The sequence below is a fragment of the Streptomyces sp. NPDC033845 genome (assembly GCF_055576225.1).
On record NZ_JBVIRI010000008.1, the window covers coordinates 55,190 to 70,799 of the forward strand.

General features: G+C 73.7%; 10 protein-coding genes. 5 read left to right on the top strand and 5 right to left on the bottom strand.

Annotation, left to right across the window (positions count from 1 at the left end; all coding sequences use genetic code 11):
• Positions 1 to 118 precede the first annotated feature (118 nt).
• The 4 genes from ACZ50K_RS18825 to ACZ50K_RS18840 all read left to right on the top strand — a co-directional run bounded on the left by ACZ50K_RS18825 (position 119) and on the right by ACZ50K_RS18840 (position 7,328).
• Complete coding sequence (locus ACZ50K_RS18825) at positions 119 to 1,477, top strand: discoidin domain-containing protein (RefSeq protein ID WP_468904156.1); 1,359 nt, start codon at positions 119 to 121, stop codon at positions 1,475 to 1,477.
• Positions 1,477 to 2,814: an MFS transporter gene (locus tag ACZ50K_RS18830; RefSeq protein ID WP_468904158.1), complete on the top strand. Its 1,338-nt coding sequence runs from the start codon at positions 1,477 to 1,479 to the stop codon at positions 2,812 to 2,814. The genes ACZ50K_RS18825 and ACZ50K_RS18830 overlap by 1 nt, the downstream gene beginning before the upstream one ends.
• Positions 2,811 to 3,887 (top strand): TolB-like translocation protein, encoded by a 1,077-nt coding sequence (locus ACZ50K_RS18835; protein ID WP_468904160.1) that lies wholly within the window; start codon positions 2,811 to 2,813, stop codon positions 3,885 to 3,887. The genes ACZ50K_RS18830 and ACZ50K_RS18835 overlap by 4 nt, the downstream gene beginning before the upstream one ends.
• A gap of 117 nt (positions 3,888 to 4,004) precedes the next feature.
• A complete protein-coding gene (locus tag ACZ50K_RS18840) occupies positions 4,005 to 7,328 on the top strand; it encodes a S8 family peptidase (RefSeq protein WP_468904161.1) in 3,324 nt (1,107 codons plus the stop codon).
• 80 nt (positions 7,329 to 7,408) lie between these two features.
• On the opposite strand, the gene ACZ50K_RS18845 is transcribed toward ACZ50K_RS18840, so the two are convergent.
• The 3 genes from ACZ50K_RS18845 to ACZ50K_RS18855 form a co-directional block, all read right to left on the bottom strand.
• Positions 7,409 to 8,167 (bottom strand): restriction endonuclease, encoded by a 759-nt coding sequence (locus tag ACZ50K_RS18845; protein ID WP_468904163.1) that lies wholly within the window; start codon positions 8,165 to 8,167, stop codon positions 7,409 to 7,411.
• Positions 8,168 to 8,270: 103 nt separating this feature from the next.
• A complete protein-coding gene (locus ACZ50K_RS18850; protein ID WP_468904165.1) occupies positions 8,271 to 9,041 on the bottom strand; it encodes a ricin-type beta-trefoil lectin domain protein in 771 nt (256 codons plus the stop codon).
• 157 nt (positions 9,042 to 9,198) lie between these two features.
• Positions 9,199 to 9,843 (bottom strand): dihydrofolate reductase family protein, encoded by a 645-nt coding sequence (locus ACZ50K_RS18855; protein ID WP_468904167.1) that lies wholly within the window; start codon positions 9,841 to 9,843, stop codon positions 9,199 to 9,201.
• A 280-nt stretch (positions 9,844 to 10,123) separates the two neighbouring features.
• On the opposite strand from ACZ50K_RS18855, the gene ACZ50K_RS18860 reads away from it, so the two are divergent.
• Positions 10,124 to 12,151, top strand: coding sequence for an FG-GAP repeat domain-containing protein (locus tag ACZ50K_RS18860; RefSeq protein WP_468904169.1), 2,028 nt, complete (start codon positions 10,124 to 10,126; stop codon positions 12,149 to 12,151).
• A 78-nt stretch (positions 12,152 to 12,229) separates the two neighbouring features.
• Here the strand turns inward: ACZ50K_RS18860 and ACZ50K_RS18865 are convergent, their stop codons facing one another.
• Together ACZ50K_RS18865 and ACZ50K_RS18870 are read right to left on the bottom strand one after the other, a co-directional pair.
• Complete coding sequence (locus tag ACZ50K_RS18865; protein ID WP_468904171.1) at positions 12,230 to 13,669, bottom strand: amino acid permease; 1,440 nt, start codon at positions 13,667 to 13,669, stop codon at positions 12,230 to 12,232.
• A 107-nt stretch (positions 13,670 to 13,776) separates the two neighbouring features.
• Positions 13,777 to 15,573 (bottom strand): LVIVD repeat-containing protein, encoded by a 1,797-nt coding sequence (locus tag ACZ50K_RS18870; RefSeq protein ID WP_468904173.1) that lies wholly within the window; start codon positions 15,571 to 15,573, stop codon positions 13,777 to 13,779.
• Positions 15,574 to 15,610 lie beyond the last annotated feature (37 nt).

The following is a 15,610-nucleotide window of genomic DNA, read 5'->3' on the forward strand; positions in this document are numbered from 1 at the left end:
GCTCTGACCCGGCCGCCGTGCACGCGCGCGCCCCGGTACGCCCGCCGTCCCGGGTCGGTCCGCGCTGCTCGCACCGGTGCCCAGCTCTCGTCCTTTCCCGGCCAAGGGAGTCCCAGGTATGCACCAGCCACACGCCTCCGCCTTACCCCGGCGCACCACCGCCCTGTCCCTGCTGCTCGCCGCAGTCCTGCTCGTCACCGGCGGCCTCGCCCTCGCCTCCACCGGAACTGCCGTCTCCGGCGACCGGGCCGCGGCCGCCGACCCGCTGCTGTCCCGCGGCAAACCCGCCACCTCCTCCTCCGACGAGACGACCGCCCTGTCCGCCGCCAAGGCCTTCGACGGGGATCCCGCCACCCGCTGGGCCAGCGCCGAGGGCTCCGACCCCCAGTGGCTCCGCGTGGACCTCGGCGGCACCGCCACCGTCTCCCGCGTCCGCCTCCTCTGGGAGGCCGCCTACGGCAAGGCCTACCGCGTCGAGATCTCCGCCGACGGCACCAACTGGACCGCGCTCGCCACCGAGACCGCCGGCAACGGGGGCACCGACGACTGGACCGCGCTGGGCGGCAAGGGCCGCCACCTCCGCGTCCTCGGCACCACCCGCGGCACCCCGTACGGCTACTCCCTCCACGAGTTCGAGGTCTACGGGACCACCGGCGGCACCACCCCGCCCGGCAACGGCGCCTTCACCGTCGTCGCGGCCGGTGACATCGCCGCCCAGTGCACCGCCTCCAGCAGCTCCTGCGCCCACCCCAAGACGGCCGCCCAGGCCCAGCGGATCAACCCGAAGTTCTTCCTGACGATGGGTGACAACCAGTACGACGACGCCCGGCTGTCGGACTTCCGCGCCTACTACGACAAGACCTGGGGCGCCTTCAAGGCCAGGACCCGGCCCGCTCCCGGCAACCACGAGACCTACGACCCGGCCGGCCCGCTGGCCGGCTACAAGGCGTACTTCGGGGCCATCGCCTACCCCCAGGGCAAGCCCTACTACAGCTTCGACGAGGGCAACTGGCACTTCCTCGCCCTCGACTCCAACTCCTTCGACGACCCCGCCCAGATCAAGTGGCTCAAGGAGGACCTGGCCCGCAACACCAAGGGCTGTGTCGCCGCCTACTTCCACCACCCGCTCTACTCCTCCGGCGGCCACGGCAACGACCCGGTCTCCAAGCCCGTCTGGCAGATCCTCTACGCGGCCCGGGCCGACCTGGTCCTCAACGGGCACGACCACCACTACGAGCGGTTCGCCCGGCAGGACCCGGCAGGCCGGGCCACCGCCGACGGCATCGTCGAGATCGTCGGCGGCATGGGCGGCGCCGACCCCTACCCCATCGAGACGGTGCAGCCCAACAGCCAGAAGCGGATCAGCGGCACGTACGGGGTGCTGAAGCTGGACCTCACCGACACCACCTACAGCTGGCAGTACGTCGGCGCCGACGGCCAGGTCAAGGACACCGGCCCGACCTACACCTGCCACTGATGTACCTCGCGACCACCGGTCGCCGGGACGCGCCGCCCGCCCCCTCCGGGGCGCGGCGGCGCGTCTCCGCCACCGTCCTCGCCCTCGGTTCGGTCAGCCTGGTCACCGACGTCTCCTCCGAGATGGTCACCGCCGTGCTGCCCCTCTACCTGGTCGTCGGCCTCGGCCTGACCCCGCTCCAGTTCGGCTTCCTGGACGGGCTGTTCAACGGGGCGACCGCGCTGGTCCGGCTCGCCGGCGGTCATGCGGCGGACCGCAGCGGCCGCCACAAGGCGGTCGCCGGGGCCGGGTACGCGCTGTCGGCCTGTTCCCGGCTGGGGCTGCTGCTGGCCGGCGGGGCGGCCGGCGGCATCGCCGCGGCTCTGGCCGCCGACCGGCTCGGCAAGGGCATCCGCACCGCCCCGCGGGACGCCCTCATCACCCTCGACAGCCCGCCCGAGGGGCTGGGCCGCGCCTTCGGCGTGCACCGGGCCATGGACACCACCGGCGCCCTGCTCGGGCCGCTGGCCGCGTTCGCGCTGCTGTGGGCGACGGCGGGCGCGTACGACGCCGTGTTCGTGGTCAGCTTCTGCACCGGGCTGCTCGGGGTGCTGCTGCTGGTCGTGCTGGTGCCCGGCGGACGCCGGGAACCGGCGGGCGGCAGCCACCGTCCGCCCGGTCTCGGCGCACCGCTCCGGATTCCCGGGGTGCGCCGGATCGTCCTCGGAGCCGGGCTGCTCGGGGCGGCCACCGTCGGCGACGCCTTCCTCTACCTGCTGCTCCAGCAGCGGACCGGCCTGGCCGCCGCCTGGTTCCCGCTGCTGCCGCTCGGGGCTTCGGCGGCCTATCTGCTGCTGGCCGTGCCGGCCGGACGGCTCGCCGACCGCACCGGCCGCCGCCGGCTGTTCCTGTACGGGCACGGGGCCATGCTCCTGGCCCTCGGGCTGCTGCTCTCGGCCGCGCCCGCGCCGGTGCTGCTGGTCGGGGTGCCGCTGCTGATCGGGGTCTTCTACTCCGCCACCGACGGGGTGTTGATGGCGCTCGCCGGGCCGCTGCTGCCGCCCGGGCGGCGGGCGGGCGGGCTCGCGCTCGTCCAGACCGTACAGGCGCTCGCGAAGGTGGGCGCGGCGGCCGCCTTCGGGGCCGCCTGGACGGTGTGGGGTCCGACGACCGCGCTGGTACTGGCCCTCGGGGGGCTCGTCCTCGCGCTGTGCGGTGCGGTCCTGCTGCTGCCGGGCGAGCCGCCGGCCGGCTCGCCGGCGGCCGACCGCCCGGTGCCCCACCTCCCAGTGCCCGACCTCCCCGCGCCCGACCTCCCGGTGTCCGCTTCCCGCCCCGGAAAGGGGTCCCCCGCATGACCGCCACCGAGAACACCCCGACGACCGCCACGACCACGACCACGACCACGGCCGCTGCCGCCACCGCCACCGCCACGGCAACCGCGGGGCCCGGGACCGGCGGACGCCGGTACCGGCTGTGGGCGCTCGTCCTCGGGTTCCTGCTGCTCGCCGGCGGGGCCACCGCCTACACGGTGCGGGCGGCCGCCGGACGTACCGCTCCGGCCGCCGCGACCGCGGACGCCGGCTTCACCCTCGACTCGGGCTCCCCCGGCGGCCTGTGGTTCCGCGACACCGCCTCCGGACGGGTGGCCCGGCAGGACCCCGGCGCTCCCGGGCAGCGGGTGGCGCTCGGGCCCCGCTGCGACCGCTTCCACGCCGCTGCCGGTACCGGGCTGTGCCTGCGGCTGCGGCCCGGGGTGCCGGCCCGGTCCTCCGTGCTGGTCCTGGACCGGCGGCTGCGCGAGGTGCGTTCGATGGTCCTGCCGGGGATCCCCAACCGCGCCCGGGTCTCCGCCTCGGGGCGGGTGCTCGCCTGGACCACCTTCGCCAGCGGGGACTCGTACGCGGTCTCGGGGTTCTCCACCCGCACCTCGATCCTCGATCTGCGCACCGGCTATCTGATCAAGAGCATCGAGCAGATCCCGCTCACCCTGGACGGGCGGCGGCACCACGCGCCCGACGTCAACTACTGGGGCGTCACCTTCGCCTCCGACGACAACCGCTTCTACGCCACCGTCTCCACCCGGGGGCGCACCCATCTGGTCGAGGGCGATCTGCGGAAGTGGGCGGCGCGGGCGCTGAAGGAGAACGTCGAGTGCCCGTCGCTGTCCCCGGACGGCACCCGCGTCGCCTACAAGAAGAAGGTGTCCGCCGACCCGCGCGCACCCTGGCGGCTGCATGTCCTCGACCTCGCCACGCTCCGCGAACACCCCCTGGCCGAACGGCGGTCGGTCGACGACCAGGCCTCCTGGACCGGTCCGGACACGGTGGCGTACGCGTACGGGGGCGCGGTGTGGACCGTGCCCGCGGACGGCTCGGGTGCGGCGCGGCGGTCGGTCACGGGGGCGGGTTCGCCGGTGGTCCCGGGGTGAGCCGCCTCGCATGATCCACGGAATCCCGTGCGGGGAGAACCGAACGCGCCCCGAACGCGTGATACCGGGAGAACGTTGTGGCATGCACATGAGAGCGGGGGGTCACAGGTGATACCTGTGTCGAAAGTGAGGACGGCGGCGCTGGCCGCCACGGTGGCGGCGACGCTGATCGCGGGGACGGCGGCGGCCGCGGGGCCGTCGGCGGCGAAGCCTGCCGCCCACCAGGGGAAGAAGGCTCCGGCCGGGCCGGCGAAGACCGTCACGCTGGTCACCGGTGACCGGGTGGCCGTGGCGGCGGACGGTTCGGTCGTGCGGATCGACCGGGCCGCGGGCCGTGAGGGCATACCGCTCTCGATCCGGCGGACCCCCGGACACACCTACGTCATCCCGCAGGACGCCCTGCGGCTGCTGGACGAAGGGGTCCTGGACCGGCGGCTGTTCGATGTGGCGGGGCTGGTCTCGGCCGGGTACGACGACGCGCGCCGGGGCACCCTCCCGCTGATCGTCTCGTACCGCAAGGACGCCGCCGGGGCCAAGGCCCCCAGCGCCTTCGGGGAGGCTCTGGCCGACTCGGCACGGGACCGGCGGGCGCTCCCCGCCGTCGACGGGGAGGCCTTCGAGTCGCCCAAGTCCGCGGCCGGCGGCCTGTGGTCGCGGCTGGTGGGCCCGACCCGCGCCGGGACCTCGACCAGGTCCACGGCGCCCGTCACCCGGCTGTGGCTGGACGGCAGGGTCCGCGCGGCGCTCGACAAGAGCGTGCCGCAGATCGGCGCGCCCTCGATGTGGAAGGCCGGTTTCACCGGTACGGGCGTGAAGGTCGCGGTGCTGGACACCGGCGTCGACCAGACCCACCCCGACCTCAAGGGCGTGGAGATCGCCGAGAAGAACTTCAGCAGCTCCCCCGACAGCAAGGACCGGCACGGCCACGGCACGCACGTGGCGTCCACGGTCGCCGGCTCGGGTGCCAAGTCGGGCGGCAAGTACAAGGGGGTCGCCCCCGGTGCCCGGGTGCTGGACGGGAAGGTCCTCGGGGACGACGGCTTCGGCAGCGAGTCCGAGATCGTCGCCGGTATGCAGTGGGCCACCGACCAGGGCGCGAAGATCGTCAACATGAGCATCGTCGGCGGTGACGGGCCCGAGGTCGACCCGATGGAGGCGGCGGTCGCCCGGCTCTCCGGCAAGGCCCTGTTCGTGATCGCGGCCGGCAACGACGGCGACAAGCCCGGCACGATCACCTCGCCCGGCAGCGCCCCGGCAGCCCTGACCGTCGGCGCGGTCGACAAGCAGGACCGGATCGCGGAGTTCTCCAGCCGCGGGCCCACGGCCGCCGGCCTGTCCAAGCCCGACCTCACGGCCCCGGGCGTGGACATCGTCGCCGCCGCCAGCACCCAGGGCGGGGCCACCGGCGGCAACGGCTACGTCTCCATGTCCGGCACCTCCATGGCCACCCCGCACGTGGCCGGCGCGGCCGCCCTGCTGCTCCAGCAGCACCCCGGCTGGAGCGGGGCCCGGCTCAAGTCGCTGCTGACCGGTTCGGCCACCCCGCGCCCCGAGCTGAACGCCCATCAGCAGGGCGCCGGACGGGTCGACCTGAACCGGGCGCGGACCGCCTCCGTGGTCTCGGAGCCCGGCTCGCTCGACTTCGGCACCCAGCTGTGGCCGCACGCCGACGACAAGCCGGTGGCCAAGACCCTCACCTACCGCAACCAGGGAACCAAGGCCGTCACCCTGGCGCTGTCCGCGGCGGGCACGGACTCGGCCGGACGTCCGGCCCCCGCCGGGATGTTCACCGTCAAGGACGCCAAGCTCACCGTCCCGGCCGGCGGCACCGCGCAGACCACCGTCACCGTCGACACCCGAAAGGGCACCAAAGACGGCTCCTTCGGCGGCACCGTGCTGGCGGCGGGCGGCGGCCAGTCCGTGCGGACCGGCCTGGCCGTGCTGCGCGAGATCGAGTCGTACGACGTGACCGTGCGGCACCTCGACGACGCCGGCAAGCCGGCTCCCACCTACTCCACCCTGCTCGCCAAGGCCGGCAGTGACGGGCAGGAGCGGCTGGAGGTGCCCGCCAAGGCCTCCGGCACGGCCGTGCTGCGACTGCCCAAGGGCGACTACCAGCTGGAGAGCCTGATCATGAGCCCGGGCAAGGAGAACCGCATGGCGGTCTTCGTGCAGCCCGTGCTGAAGGTGACCGCGAAGAGCACCGTCACCCTGGACGCCCGCGCGGCCAAGCCGTTCGCCGTCACCGCCCCCGACCGCAACGCCAAGCTGGTGAGCGCCACCGTCGGCTACTACGACAAGGACGCGATCGTCAGCGGCAGCTGGGTGTTCGACGGGGCGACGCAGTTCCGCACCGCCGCGCTCGGCCCGGCCGCCGCCGGCATGCAGTCCCAGCTGTCCGGCGTGTGGCGGTCGCCCGCCGCGCCGACCACCGACTACCGGCTGTCCTTCCACCGCACCGGAAGCTGGTTCACCGGCCTCACCCGCACGGTCGCGCTCGGCGAGCTCGCCGAGCTGAAGTTCGGCTTCGGGTCCTCCGTCTCCGGCGCCCAGGGCCTGGTGGAGATCACCGCCTCGGCGCCGGACGGTTTCAGCGCCGGCCCGATCACCACCATGCAGCGGGCCCTCCCGCTGTCCGGCACCCAGTACATGAGCACCACCGGCACCCTGTGGAACTGGACGGCCACCCAGGCCGACGCCCAGGGCGCGGGACGCGTCATCTACAACCACGGGCCCGTCTCCTACAAGCCGGCCGCGCGGCACACCCTGGAGTTCAACAAGGGCGTGATCGGCCCCGACCTGGCCGCCACCCCCAACGAGCAGGGCGCCAACCGCTACGGCAACACCCTCGACGCCAACGTGCTGCTGTTCGTGGACGGCTCCGGGCACCCGGGCTACGCGGTCCCGACCGGAGGCTTCACCAGGCTGGAGTCCGGCGGGAAGACCCTCGCGCAGGCGGGTCCGGGCGAGTGGCTGACCGCCGAGGTCCCGGCCGCCTCCGCCGTGTACAAGCTCACCAAGGAGGCGACCCGGTCCGCGAAGGACACCACCATCAGCACCAAGGTGACGGGCGTCTGGACGTTCACCTCCGCCAAGGCCCCCGACCAGGGCGTCCGGCTGCCGCTGTCGACCGTACGGCTCTCCCCCGCGCTCTCCCTCAGCGGGACCGCGAAGACCGGCAGCAGCCTGAAGGTGCCGCTGAACGTGGCCGGGGCGGCCGCCGCGGCCGGCCAGCTCGCCACGCTCACCGTGAACGTCTCGTACGACGACGGCAAGACCTGGCAGCCGCTGACCGTGACCACCGACCCGAAGGGCGCCCGCTCGGTGACGGTCAAGCACCCGGCGACCGCCGGGGGCGTCTCGTTCCGGGTGGACCTGAAGGACAAGCAGGGCAACACGGTCCGTCAGACGATCGCCAACGCCTACCGTCTCGTGCGGTGACCTGAACACCCGTTCCACGCACCACCGAGGGCCCGGCCCCCGCACTCCGCGGGGTCCGGGCCCTCGGGCCGTGCCCCGGTTCAGGGGCGGGGGGTTGTCCAGGGCGGCGGGGCCTGCTGGCCGCTCCAGGCGGCGAGCGCCTCCCCGTCCAGGCAGATGATCCCGCACTGCCGGGCGTACTCCAGGGCCGGCCCGGTGAACCCGCTGGTGGTGACCAGCACCGCCACGGTCGCACCGTGGACGGTGAAGCAGGTGCCGCCGAAACGCTGGAGGTCCTGCGAGCCGACCCGCCGGTCCGGGTGGTAGCGCTTGCACTGGACCACCACCCGCTCCCCCTCCCGAGTGGTCGCCACCACGTCCGCGCCCAGATCTCCGGCCCCGCCCGAGACCTCCAGTGAGGTGCAGCCGTCCCGGACGCAGAGGGCGGCGATGGCGTGCTCGAACTCCTCCGGATCCAACGCCCCGTACTCCACCGGGACTTCCGGCGTCGGGGCGGCCGGGGGCGGACCGTCGATTGGGACCGTGACGGCCGGCGGTTCGGCTTCGGCGGGCCAGACGGCCGCCGCGTCGGGTGAGGAGGAACCGCGGCGCGGCCGGTCGCGGCCGCCCGCCAGTACCGCCGCGCCCAGCCCCAGGGTGACCAGGACCAGCGCCGTCACCGGCCAGAGGGCGGCCGAGGTCCGGGTCGAGGCGAGCGTCCGCAGCCCCAGGGCCAGCCCGCCCAGCAGGATCGACGGCAGTCCGACCGCCAACAGCAGGTCTCTCACCCGGATCCGGAACCGGACCCGCGCCCGTCCGCCGACGCCGGCCGTTCCGGGCCCCTGCACCGGTGTGCCCATCGCCCGCACCCCCCAAGATCGTTCCAGTGTGGGGGCCTCCTGCCCCGGTTCCCCCCGCGCATGCGGGCCGGGGGGCCGGCTCGGACGGGCGTGTCAGCGGAGGTCAGCTGCCCAGGGGGGCGCCGCGCCACTGCTGGTTGGTGTGGGCCGGGGCGCAGTCCCAGATGCCGAGGCGTGTGCCGTTGCCGGTGGCCCAGCCCAGGGCGTCCAGGCACTTCCCGGAGTGCACGCTGCGCAGCAGGCCGTCCGGGAGCAGCTCCCACTTCTGGTTCAGGCCCTGGTGGCAGGTGTTGAGCCCGATGTGGGAGCCGTTCTCGGTCTTGGCGTACTGGACGTCCATGCAGCGGCCGAGGGCGCGGACGGTGCCGTCGCTCTCCAGGCGCCAGGCCTGGGCGTCGGTGCCGTTGCACTGGTAGAGCTGGATCGGGGCGCCGTCCTTGAGGCTGGCGCCCTTGACGTCCACGCACTTGCCGGAGTGCACGCCGGTGATCTGGCCGGATCCGGGCGGGGGCGGCGCCTGACAGTAGATCTCGACGAGGACCTGGTAGTAGCCGTTGCCGCCGATCGGATTCGCGGCGGGGCCGGCCGAGCGGGCGCAGCGCGAGGTCTGGTAGCCCTCGTTGGCGGCGGCCGCGTAGGCGGTGTTCCAGGCGGCGTCGACGGCGATGTTGTACGGGCCGTAGCCGGTGCCCAGGAAGTACTTGGGGCCGGTGGGAACCAGCGCGGCGGCCGGTGCGGAGCTGCCCGCGGCGGCGGTCGCGGGGGTGCTCGCGCCGCCGCTCGCGGTGCCGCTGGCGGAGGCGGGCACGGTGAGCAGCGCGGTCGCGGCGAGGAGGGCGGTGGCGGTGGTCGACAGCCATCGGACGAGCTTCATTGCGGGTCCTTTCGGGCAGGTGGTGGCCGGGCGGGAGGTGCGCCGCCGGGGCCCCCGCGGTCGTTCCGACGCTAGCCGGGGGACGCCGCCGCGGAGTCTCACCGTGGTATCAACCCGCCGCCGTCACGCCCACCGTCACGTCCCGTTGACCGGCTGGTCATTTGCGCCAGAACAGGTGGTGTGTCACCCCGCTCGGGCTGGGGACGACGTCCCGGTGGAAGCGGTCGAGCAGTTCGTCGGAGGACTCCCAGAGCCTGACGCCGGATCCGAGTTCCACCGGTGAGACGGCCACGTGCAGGGTGTCGACGAGGTCGGCGTCGAGGAACTCGCGGATGGTGGTGGCCCCGCCGCCGAGCCGGACGTCCTTGCCCCGGGCCGCCTGCCGGGCCTGTTCGAGGACCGTGGCGGGATCGCCGTCGACGAAGTGGAACGTGGTGTCGGAGAGGGTCAGCGAGGGCCGCCGGTGGTGGGTCAGGACGAACACCGGGGTGTGGAAGGGGGGTTCCTCTCCCCACCAGCCCTGCCACTCGTGGTCCTGCCAGGGTCCGCGCTGGGGGCCGAACTTGTTGCGGCCCATGATCTCGGCGCCGATGTTCCGGGGATAGTCCCGGGTGAGGTAGTCGTCCAGGCCCCGGCTGCCGCCTGGTTCGGTGCGCATGGGCCAGCTCGCCGTGGCCCCGGCCCAGGCGAACAGCCTCGCGGGGTCCACATGGCCGAACGGCCGCTCCAGGGTCTGGTCCGCGCCGGCGCCGATGCCGTCGCTGGAGACGTTGAAGTTCTGGACCCTCAGCAATTGGGCCATGTGTTCCTCCTGCGCGGTCGACCGGCGGCGGTGGCGAATCCCCCGAAGCGAACGAAGCCACACCATCGGGGACGAATCAACACGACACGGCGGGGACGGGGACAGCGGCGGGAGTCGGCCGCGGCGGCGGGGCGGGAGGTGCATAGGGTGTGGATCAATCCCGGTCAGGGCGCTCTTCCGCCACGCGACCGGTCGGCGACACAGGGGACAGGGGGGTCGAGGCGTCATGCGCGTCACCGACAGGGGAACGGGACGCCGGGGGGCTCGGGGGGTGCCGGGGGTGCTGCTCGCGCTCGCCCTGGTGGCGGGCGCCGTCCAGGCCGTCGCCGGGCCGGCGGCTGCCGCGGCCCCCTCCGTACCGGACGGGTCCACGGTCGCCGCACCGCTCGCGCCGCAGGATCCCGGCGGCTACCGCCTGCACTACGACGACACGGCCGCCGCGGCCACCGCGGCACTCGAACAGGCCGACCCGGTCCGGCTCTCCCCCGTGTCCCTGGCCGCCGTCCTGGACTCGGCCGACCGGGACGGCCGCCCGGCCACCTGCCCGGAGGCCGCCAAGCGGGCCGACGACGGGGTGTACCAGTCCGGTGCCACCGGATTCTGCTGGGACGCCCAGGACACCACGACCGGCACCTGGACCCCGCAGGGCATCACCACGAACGCGACCCCCTACGCTCCGGTCGACGGCCGCCGGGTGCTCGCCGCCAGCTGGTACAAGTCGGGCAACACCCGGATCCGGGTGAGCTTCGCCGACACCACCGACCCGGCCCGGGTCCGCTACGTCCACGTCCTCCTCGTCGTCCCCTCCGGCGGCAGCTTCTCGGCACTGGCCGGGCACGGCGACGACATCGTCTGGTACCGGAACCGCCTCTACGTGGGGTTCGGCGGCGGCTTCCACCTCTTCGACCTGGACCACATCTGGAAGGTCGACGCCTCGGGCACCGGGATGGGCAAGGGCCCCTCGGGCGCCTTCTCCGCCGAGGGCTTCGGCCATGTGCTGCCCGCCGTCGGCTCCTTCTCCTACCGGAACCCGTCCGGCTGCGGCACCCATCTGGAGAACCCGTCGCCGAACCCCTGCAACGCGGGCGCCTCGCTGGACCTCGGTGGTTCCGCACCGGCGATCGTCACCACCGAGGTCACCTCCCGGGCGAACCAGGGCTTCGTCGGCAACGGAGGGAAGATCGTCCGCTGGCCCCTCGACCCGGCGGACGGGCTGCTGCGGAGGACCTCCGAGGGCACCGGCAGCGTGGTCCGGGCGACGGAGGCCTGGTCCTCGCCGATCGTCGGGGCCCAGGGCGTCGCCGTGCACGAGGGGGTCCATCTGATCTCGGCGCCCTGTCCCGAGTACGTGGAGTGGGTTCCGGGCGGGCCGGACGTCGAATCCGTGAACAGCTGTGTCTACCGGGCCCTGCCCGGCCAGCCGGTCCAGCTGTGGAAGCGCGCTTCGGTGCACCTCCAGAACCTGGCCTACGACCCGCGGCGCGGGGACCTCTGGTACCTCAACGAGAACCAGCCCAACCGGGTGGTCTACCGCACTCCTTGGCCACGTTTCACCGGACCGCTGGCCGCCCTCACCGGCACCGGGGACCTGACCGGGGACGGCCGCCCCGACCTCCTCGCCACCGGGGCCGACGGCGAGCTGTGGCGCCACTCCGGCGCCGGCGGGGGGCGCTTCTCCCCCGCGGCCGGTCTGGGCGGCGGCTGGGACGCCTTCGTCCGGCTGGTCGGGCCGGGAGACATCACCGGGGACGGCAGACCCGACCTCCTCGCCGTGGACGCCGGCGGACAGCTGTGGCGCTACCCGGGCACCGGCGGCGGGGCCTTCGGGACACGGGTCGCCATGGGCGGCGGCTGGCACACCTTCACCCACCTCGTCGGAACCGGCGACATCACCGGCGACGGACTGCCCGACCTGCTCGCCGTGGAGGCCGGGGGCCGGATGTGGCGGTACCCGGGCACCGGCGGCGGGGGCTTCGGCACCCGGGTGTCCATGGGCACCGACTGGGGCGGGTTCGGTCGGCTGGTCGGGCCGGGCGACATCACCGGGGACGGCAGACCCGACCTCCTCGCCGTGGACGCCGGCGGACAGCTGTGGCGCTACCCGGGCACCGGCGGCGGGGCCTTCGGGACACGGGTCGCCATGGGCGGCGGCTGGCACACCTTCACCCACCTCGTCGGAACCGGCGACATCACCGGCGACGGACTGCCCGACCTGCTCGCCGGGGAACGGGCCGGGGACGGCCCGCTGTGGCTCTACCCCGGCACCGGCACCGGCCCGTTCGGCAACCGCACCCCCTTCACCTTCTGACGGGGCGGGCCGCCCGCCCGGTCATCCGAGGGCCCCGGGACGGGGGTCCCGGGGCCCTCGGGCCGTAGTCCCCGCCGCTCAGGCGCTCTTCCGGCGCCGCGCTATCAGGGCGTACGCGGCCAGCAGGAAGGCCGTGAAGGCGAGGCCGACGCCCGCCGCCTGCCGCATGTCCGGGACCTCGATCGCGGTGGCGGCGACGGCGAGCACCCCGGCCCCCGCGACCAGTGCGAGCACCGGCCCGCCGGGGACGGTGAACCCGGTGAACCCGGCCGGGTTCGCGTCCCGGTGGCGGCGGAAGGCGATGTAGGAGGCGAGGATCAGCAGCCAGACCAGCAGCACCGCGAAGAGGGCGATGGACATCAGGATCCCGAAGATCCCGCCGACGTCGTAGAAGGCGAGGAGCGCGGCCACGGCGATGCCGAGGGTGGAGGCCGCCAGGGCGTTGGCGGGCACTCCCCGGGAGGTCAGTCTGGCCAACGGGGCGGGGGCCAGACGGTCGTCGCCAAGCGAGTGCAGGAGCCGGGAGGCCCCGTACAGGTGGGCGTTGGCGGCGGAGACGGCGGCGATCAGCACCACCAGGTTGGTCAGGGTCGCGGCGGCCGGGACCCCGATCTCGGAGAAGACCCGGACGAACGGGCTCGCCTCGACGCTGCCGTCCCCGGCTGCGAGGGTCTTCCAGGGGATCAGGGCCATCACCAGGGTGATCGCGAGCACGTAGAACACGCTGAGCCGCCAGGCGAGTTGCCGCATCGCGGTACGGATGGTGCGCTGCGGGTCGGCGGCCTCGGCGGAGGCGATGGCGACGACCTCGAAGCCGGCGTAGGCGAACATGACCACGGACATGGCGATCCAGATGGACTTGGCGCCGTGCGGCATGAACCCGCCGTCGTCGGTGAGGTGCGCGAAGCCGGTGGCCTCGCTGTCGGGGAGGCCGAAGAGGACGAGGAAGGCGGCGCAGAGGATGAACACGCAGAGCGCGGTCACCTTGATGGTGGAGAGCCAGAACTCGGTGGTCCCGAAGGACTTGACGTTGATGGTGTTGACCGCGAGCACCACCGCCGCCACCGCCAGGATCGCCGCCGTCATCGGGACCCCGGGCCACCACCAGCGGATGTAGAGCGCGGAGGCGACCACCTCGGTGCCGATCACGACGACCGCGCTGAACCAGTACGTCCAGCGGGTGAGGAACCCGGCCCAGGGTCCGAGGTACTTGTGCGCGATGACCCCGAAGGAGCCCTGGACCGGGTGGGCCGCGGACATCTCGCCCAGCAGCACGGCGATGATCGCGACGAGCACGGCCCCGATGGCGTACGAGACGATCGCGGCGGGCCCGGCGGCGCCCATCGCGGAGCCGGAGCCGAGGAAGAGGCCGGTGCCGAGGGCCGAGCCCAGGCCGATCATGGTGGTCTGGCGGTGGGTGAGGGAGCGGACCAGTCCCCCGGCCGGAGCTGCCCCGGCGGAGGGGTCGGCGGGGGCGGCGGGGTCCTGGGCGGGGGCGGGTCTGTCCGGAGCAGCCATGGCGGGGACGTCCTTCTGTGCGGGTGCGGCGAGCGGGGGGAGGCAGGGCCCCGCGGGCGGGGGCGGGGCCCTGCGGGTGGAGCGGTGCCCTGCGGGCGGGGCGGTGCTCAGAACTCGCTGTTGCGGAACGGCTTCTCGGGCCGGGTGAGGTGCGGCTTGCCGAGGACCTTGGGCGAGGACAGGGCGTAGATGCCGTGGTTGGTCAGCACCCAGGCGATGTTGCGGTCCCATTCCACGTAGACCCCGTGGGTCTGGTTGCCGTAGGCGTAGTCGGGGGTGTCCTTGCCGTAGGCCTTGGGGACGAAGTAGGCGTCGATCTCGGGCCGGGCCGGGTCGGAGACGTCGAAGAACTGGACGCCCGCGTTGTAGAAGCCGTAGCCGAGGACTCCGGCGTCGTGCCGGCCGGGGTTGGTGTAGTAGCCGGTGCGCTTGGGGCCGAAGCTGCCGCGGCGCTGGCAGTAGTCGCGGATGCCGGCGGCCGCGGGCGGGGTGGGGCGGGGCAGGGTGCCGACGATCCGGGGGTTCCTCGGGTCCTTGGCGTCGATCTGGTAGACGTCCTTGTACGGCTCGTAGCAGTCCTCGGTGAGGGGGTAGCCGGAGTAGTAGATCAGTCCGGTCTTCTCGTACTGCGAGACGTCGATGTTGTCGCCCTCGGTGCCGGCCACGGACGGCGGGAGGTCGAGGTGGCCGACGGTCCGCAGGTCGGCGGGGTCGGAGACGTCGAGGACGGTGAGGCCGTAGCCGCCCATGGCGGCGAAGGCGTAGCGGCCGCCCTGCTCCACCGGCTTGGGGAGGAACAGCGGCATCCGGGCGCCCATCCAGCTGGTGCGGTTGCCGCAGCGGGGGTTGGCCCGGTAGGCGGCGTCCTCGCCGGTGCGCTGGCCGGGCAGGTGCCAGGTGTCGAGGAGCTTGGGGCGGGCCGGGTCGGACATGTCCCAGGACTGGTAGCCGGCCGAGTGGAGGTTGGTGGGGTACTCGGTCCCGGAGTAGGTGTCGTCGGGGGCCGTGGCGATGAACATGTAGCGGTCGCCGCTCCAGTACGGCACGTCCAGCGAGCCGGAGCCCTGCTGGGCCTTGCCGGGGTCGGAGGCCAGCGGGTCCTTCTGGGTGGCGTCGGTGGACACCGTGGCGAGCAGCTTCCAGTCCTTCTTCCGGGGGCCGTCCAGCCGGAAGACCTTGAACCCCTTCAGACCGGGCTTCTCGCGGAGCTTGCGGACGCCTTCCGGGTTGCCGTACTTGTCGTGCCCGGGCTCGTCGGTGAGTTCGGAGATCTGCCGCTTGTCCTCGAAGCTCTGCACCATGACGTAGGCGCGGAGCTTCTTGTTCCACTGGATGGTGGAGGCGCCCCAGTAGTCGTGGGCGGCCCAGCTGCCGTTCGCCCGGCTCTCGTCGCCGCCGACGTCGGACCGGCTCATCTTCTCGACGACCCGGACCTTCTTCACGTCGGTGATGTCGTAGACCCGGCCCTCGGAGCGGTCGTACTGGAAGAGGTAGCGGCGGCCGTCGAAGTCGACGATGTTCTGCCAGGTGTGGAAGTGGTCGGGGGTGAAGTCCGCGCCCTCGTAGGCGGCTTCGACCTTCATGTTCCTGATGTAGGAGCGGGTGTCGTAGTCCTTGTTGCGGCCCGGGAAGGAGTGCTCGTGCTCCTCGTCGACGGGGGTGAGGGCGGGGTGGCGGAAGGTTCCGTCGAGCTGCATGCCGTACGCGCCGGGATCGGCGGGACCGGGGCGGCGGTCCTCGCAGACGTCGGGGATGTTCGGGTCGGCGGCTCCGGCGGCCTTGGTGGCGTCGGCGGCGGTCGGGGCGGTGGCGGTCGCGCCGGTGGCGCCGGGCACGAGCAGGGTGGCGGCGGTGGCCGCGGCCACGGCCGTGGCCAGTACCGCTCTGGTGCGCAGGGTTCGCATGGGAGTCCTCGGAGGTCTCGGCGGTGGGGGGAGGTGC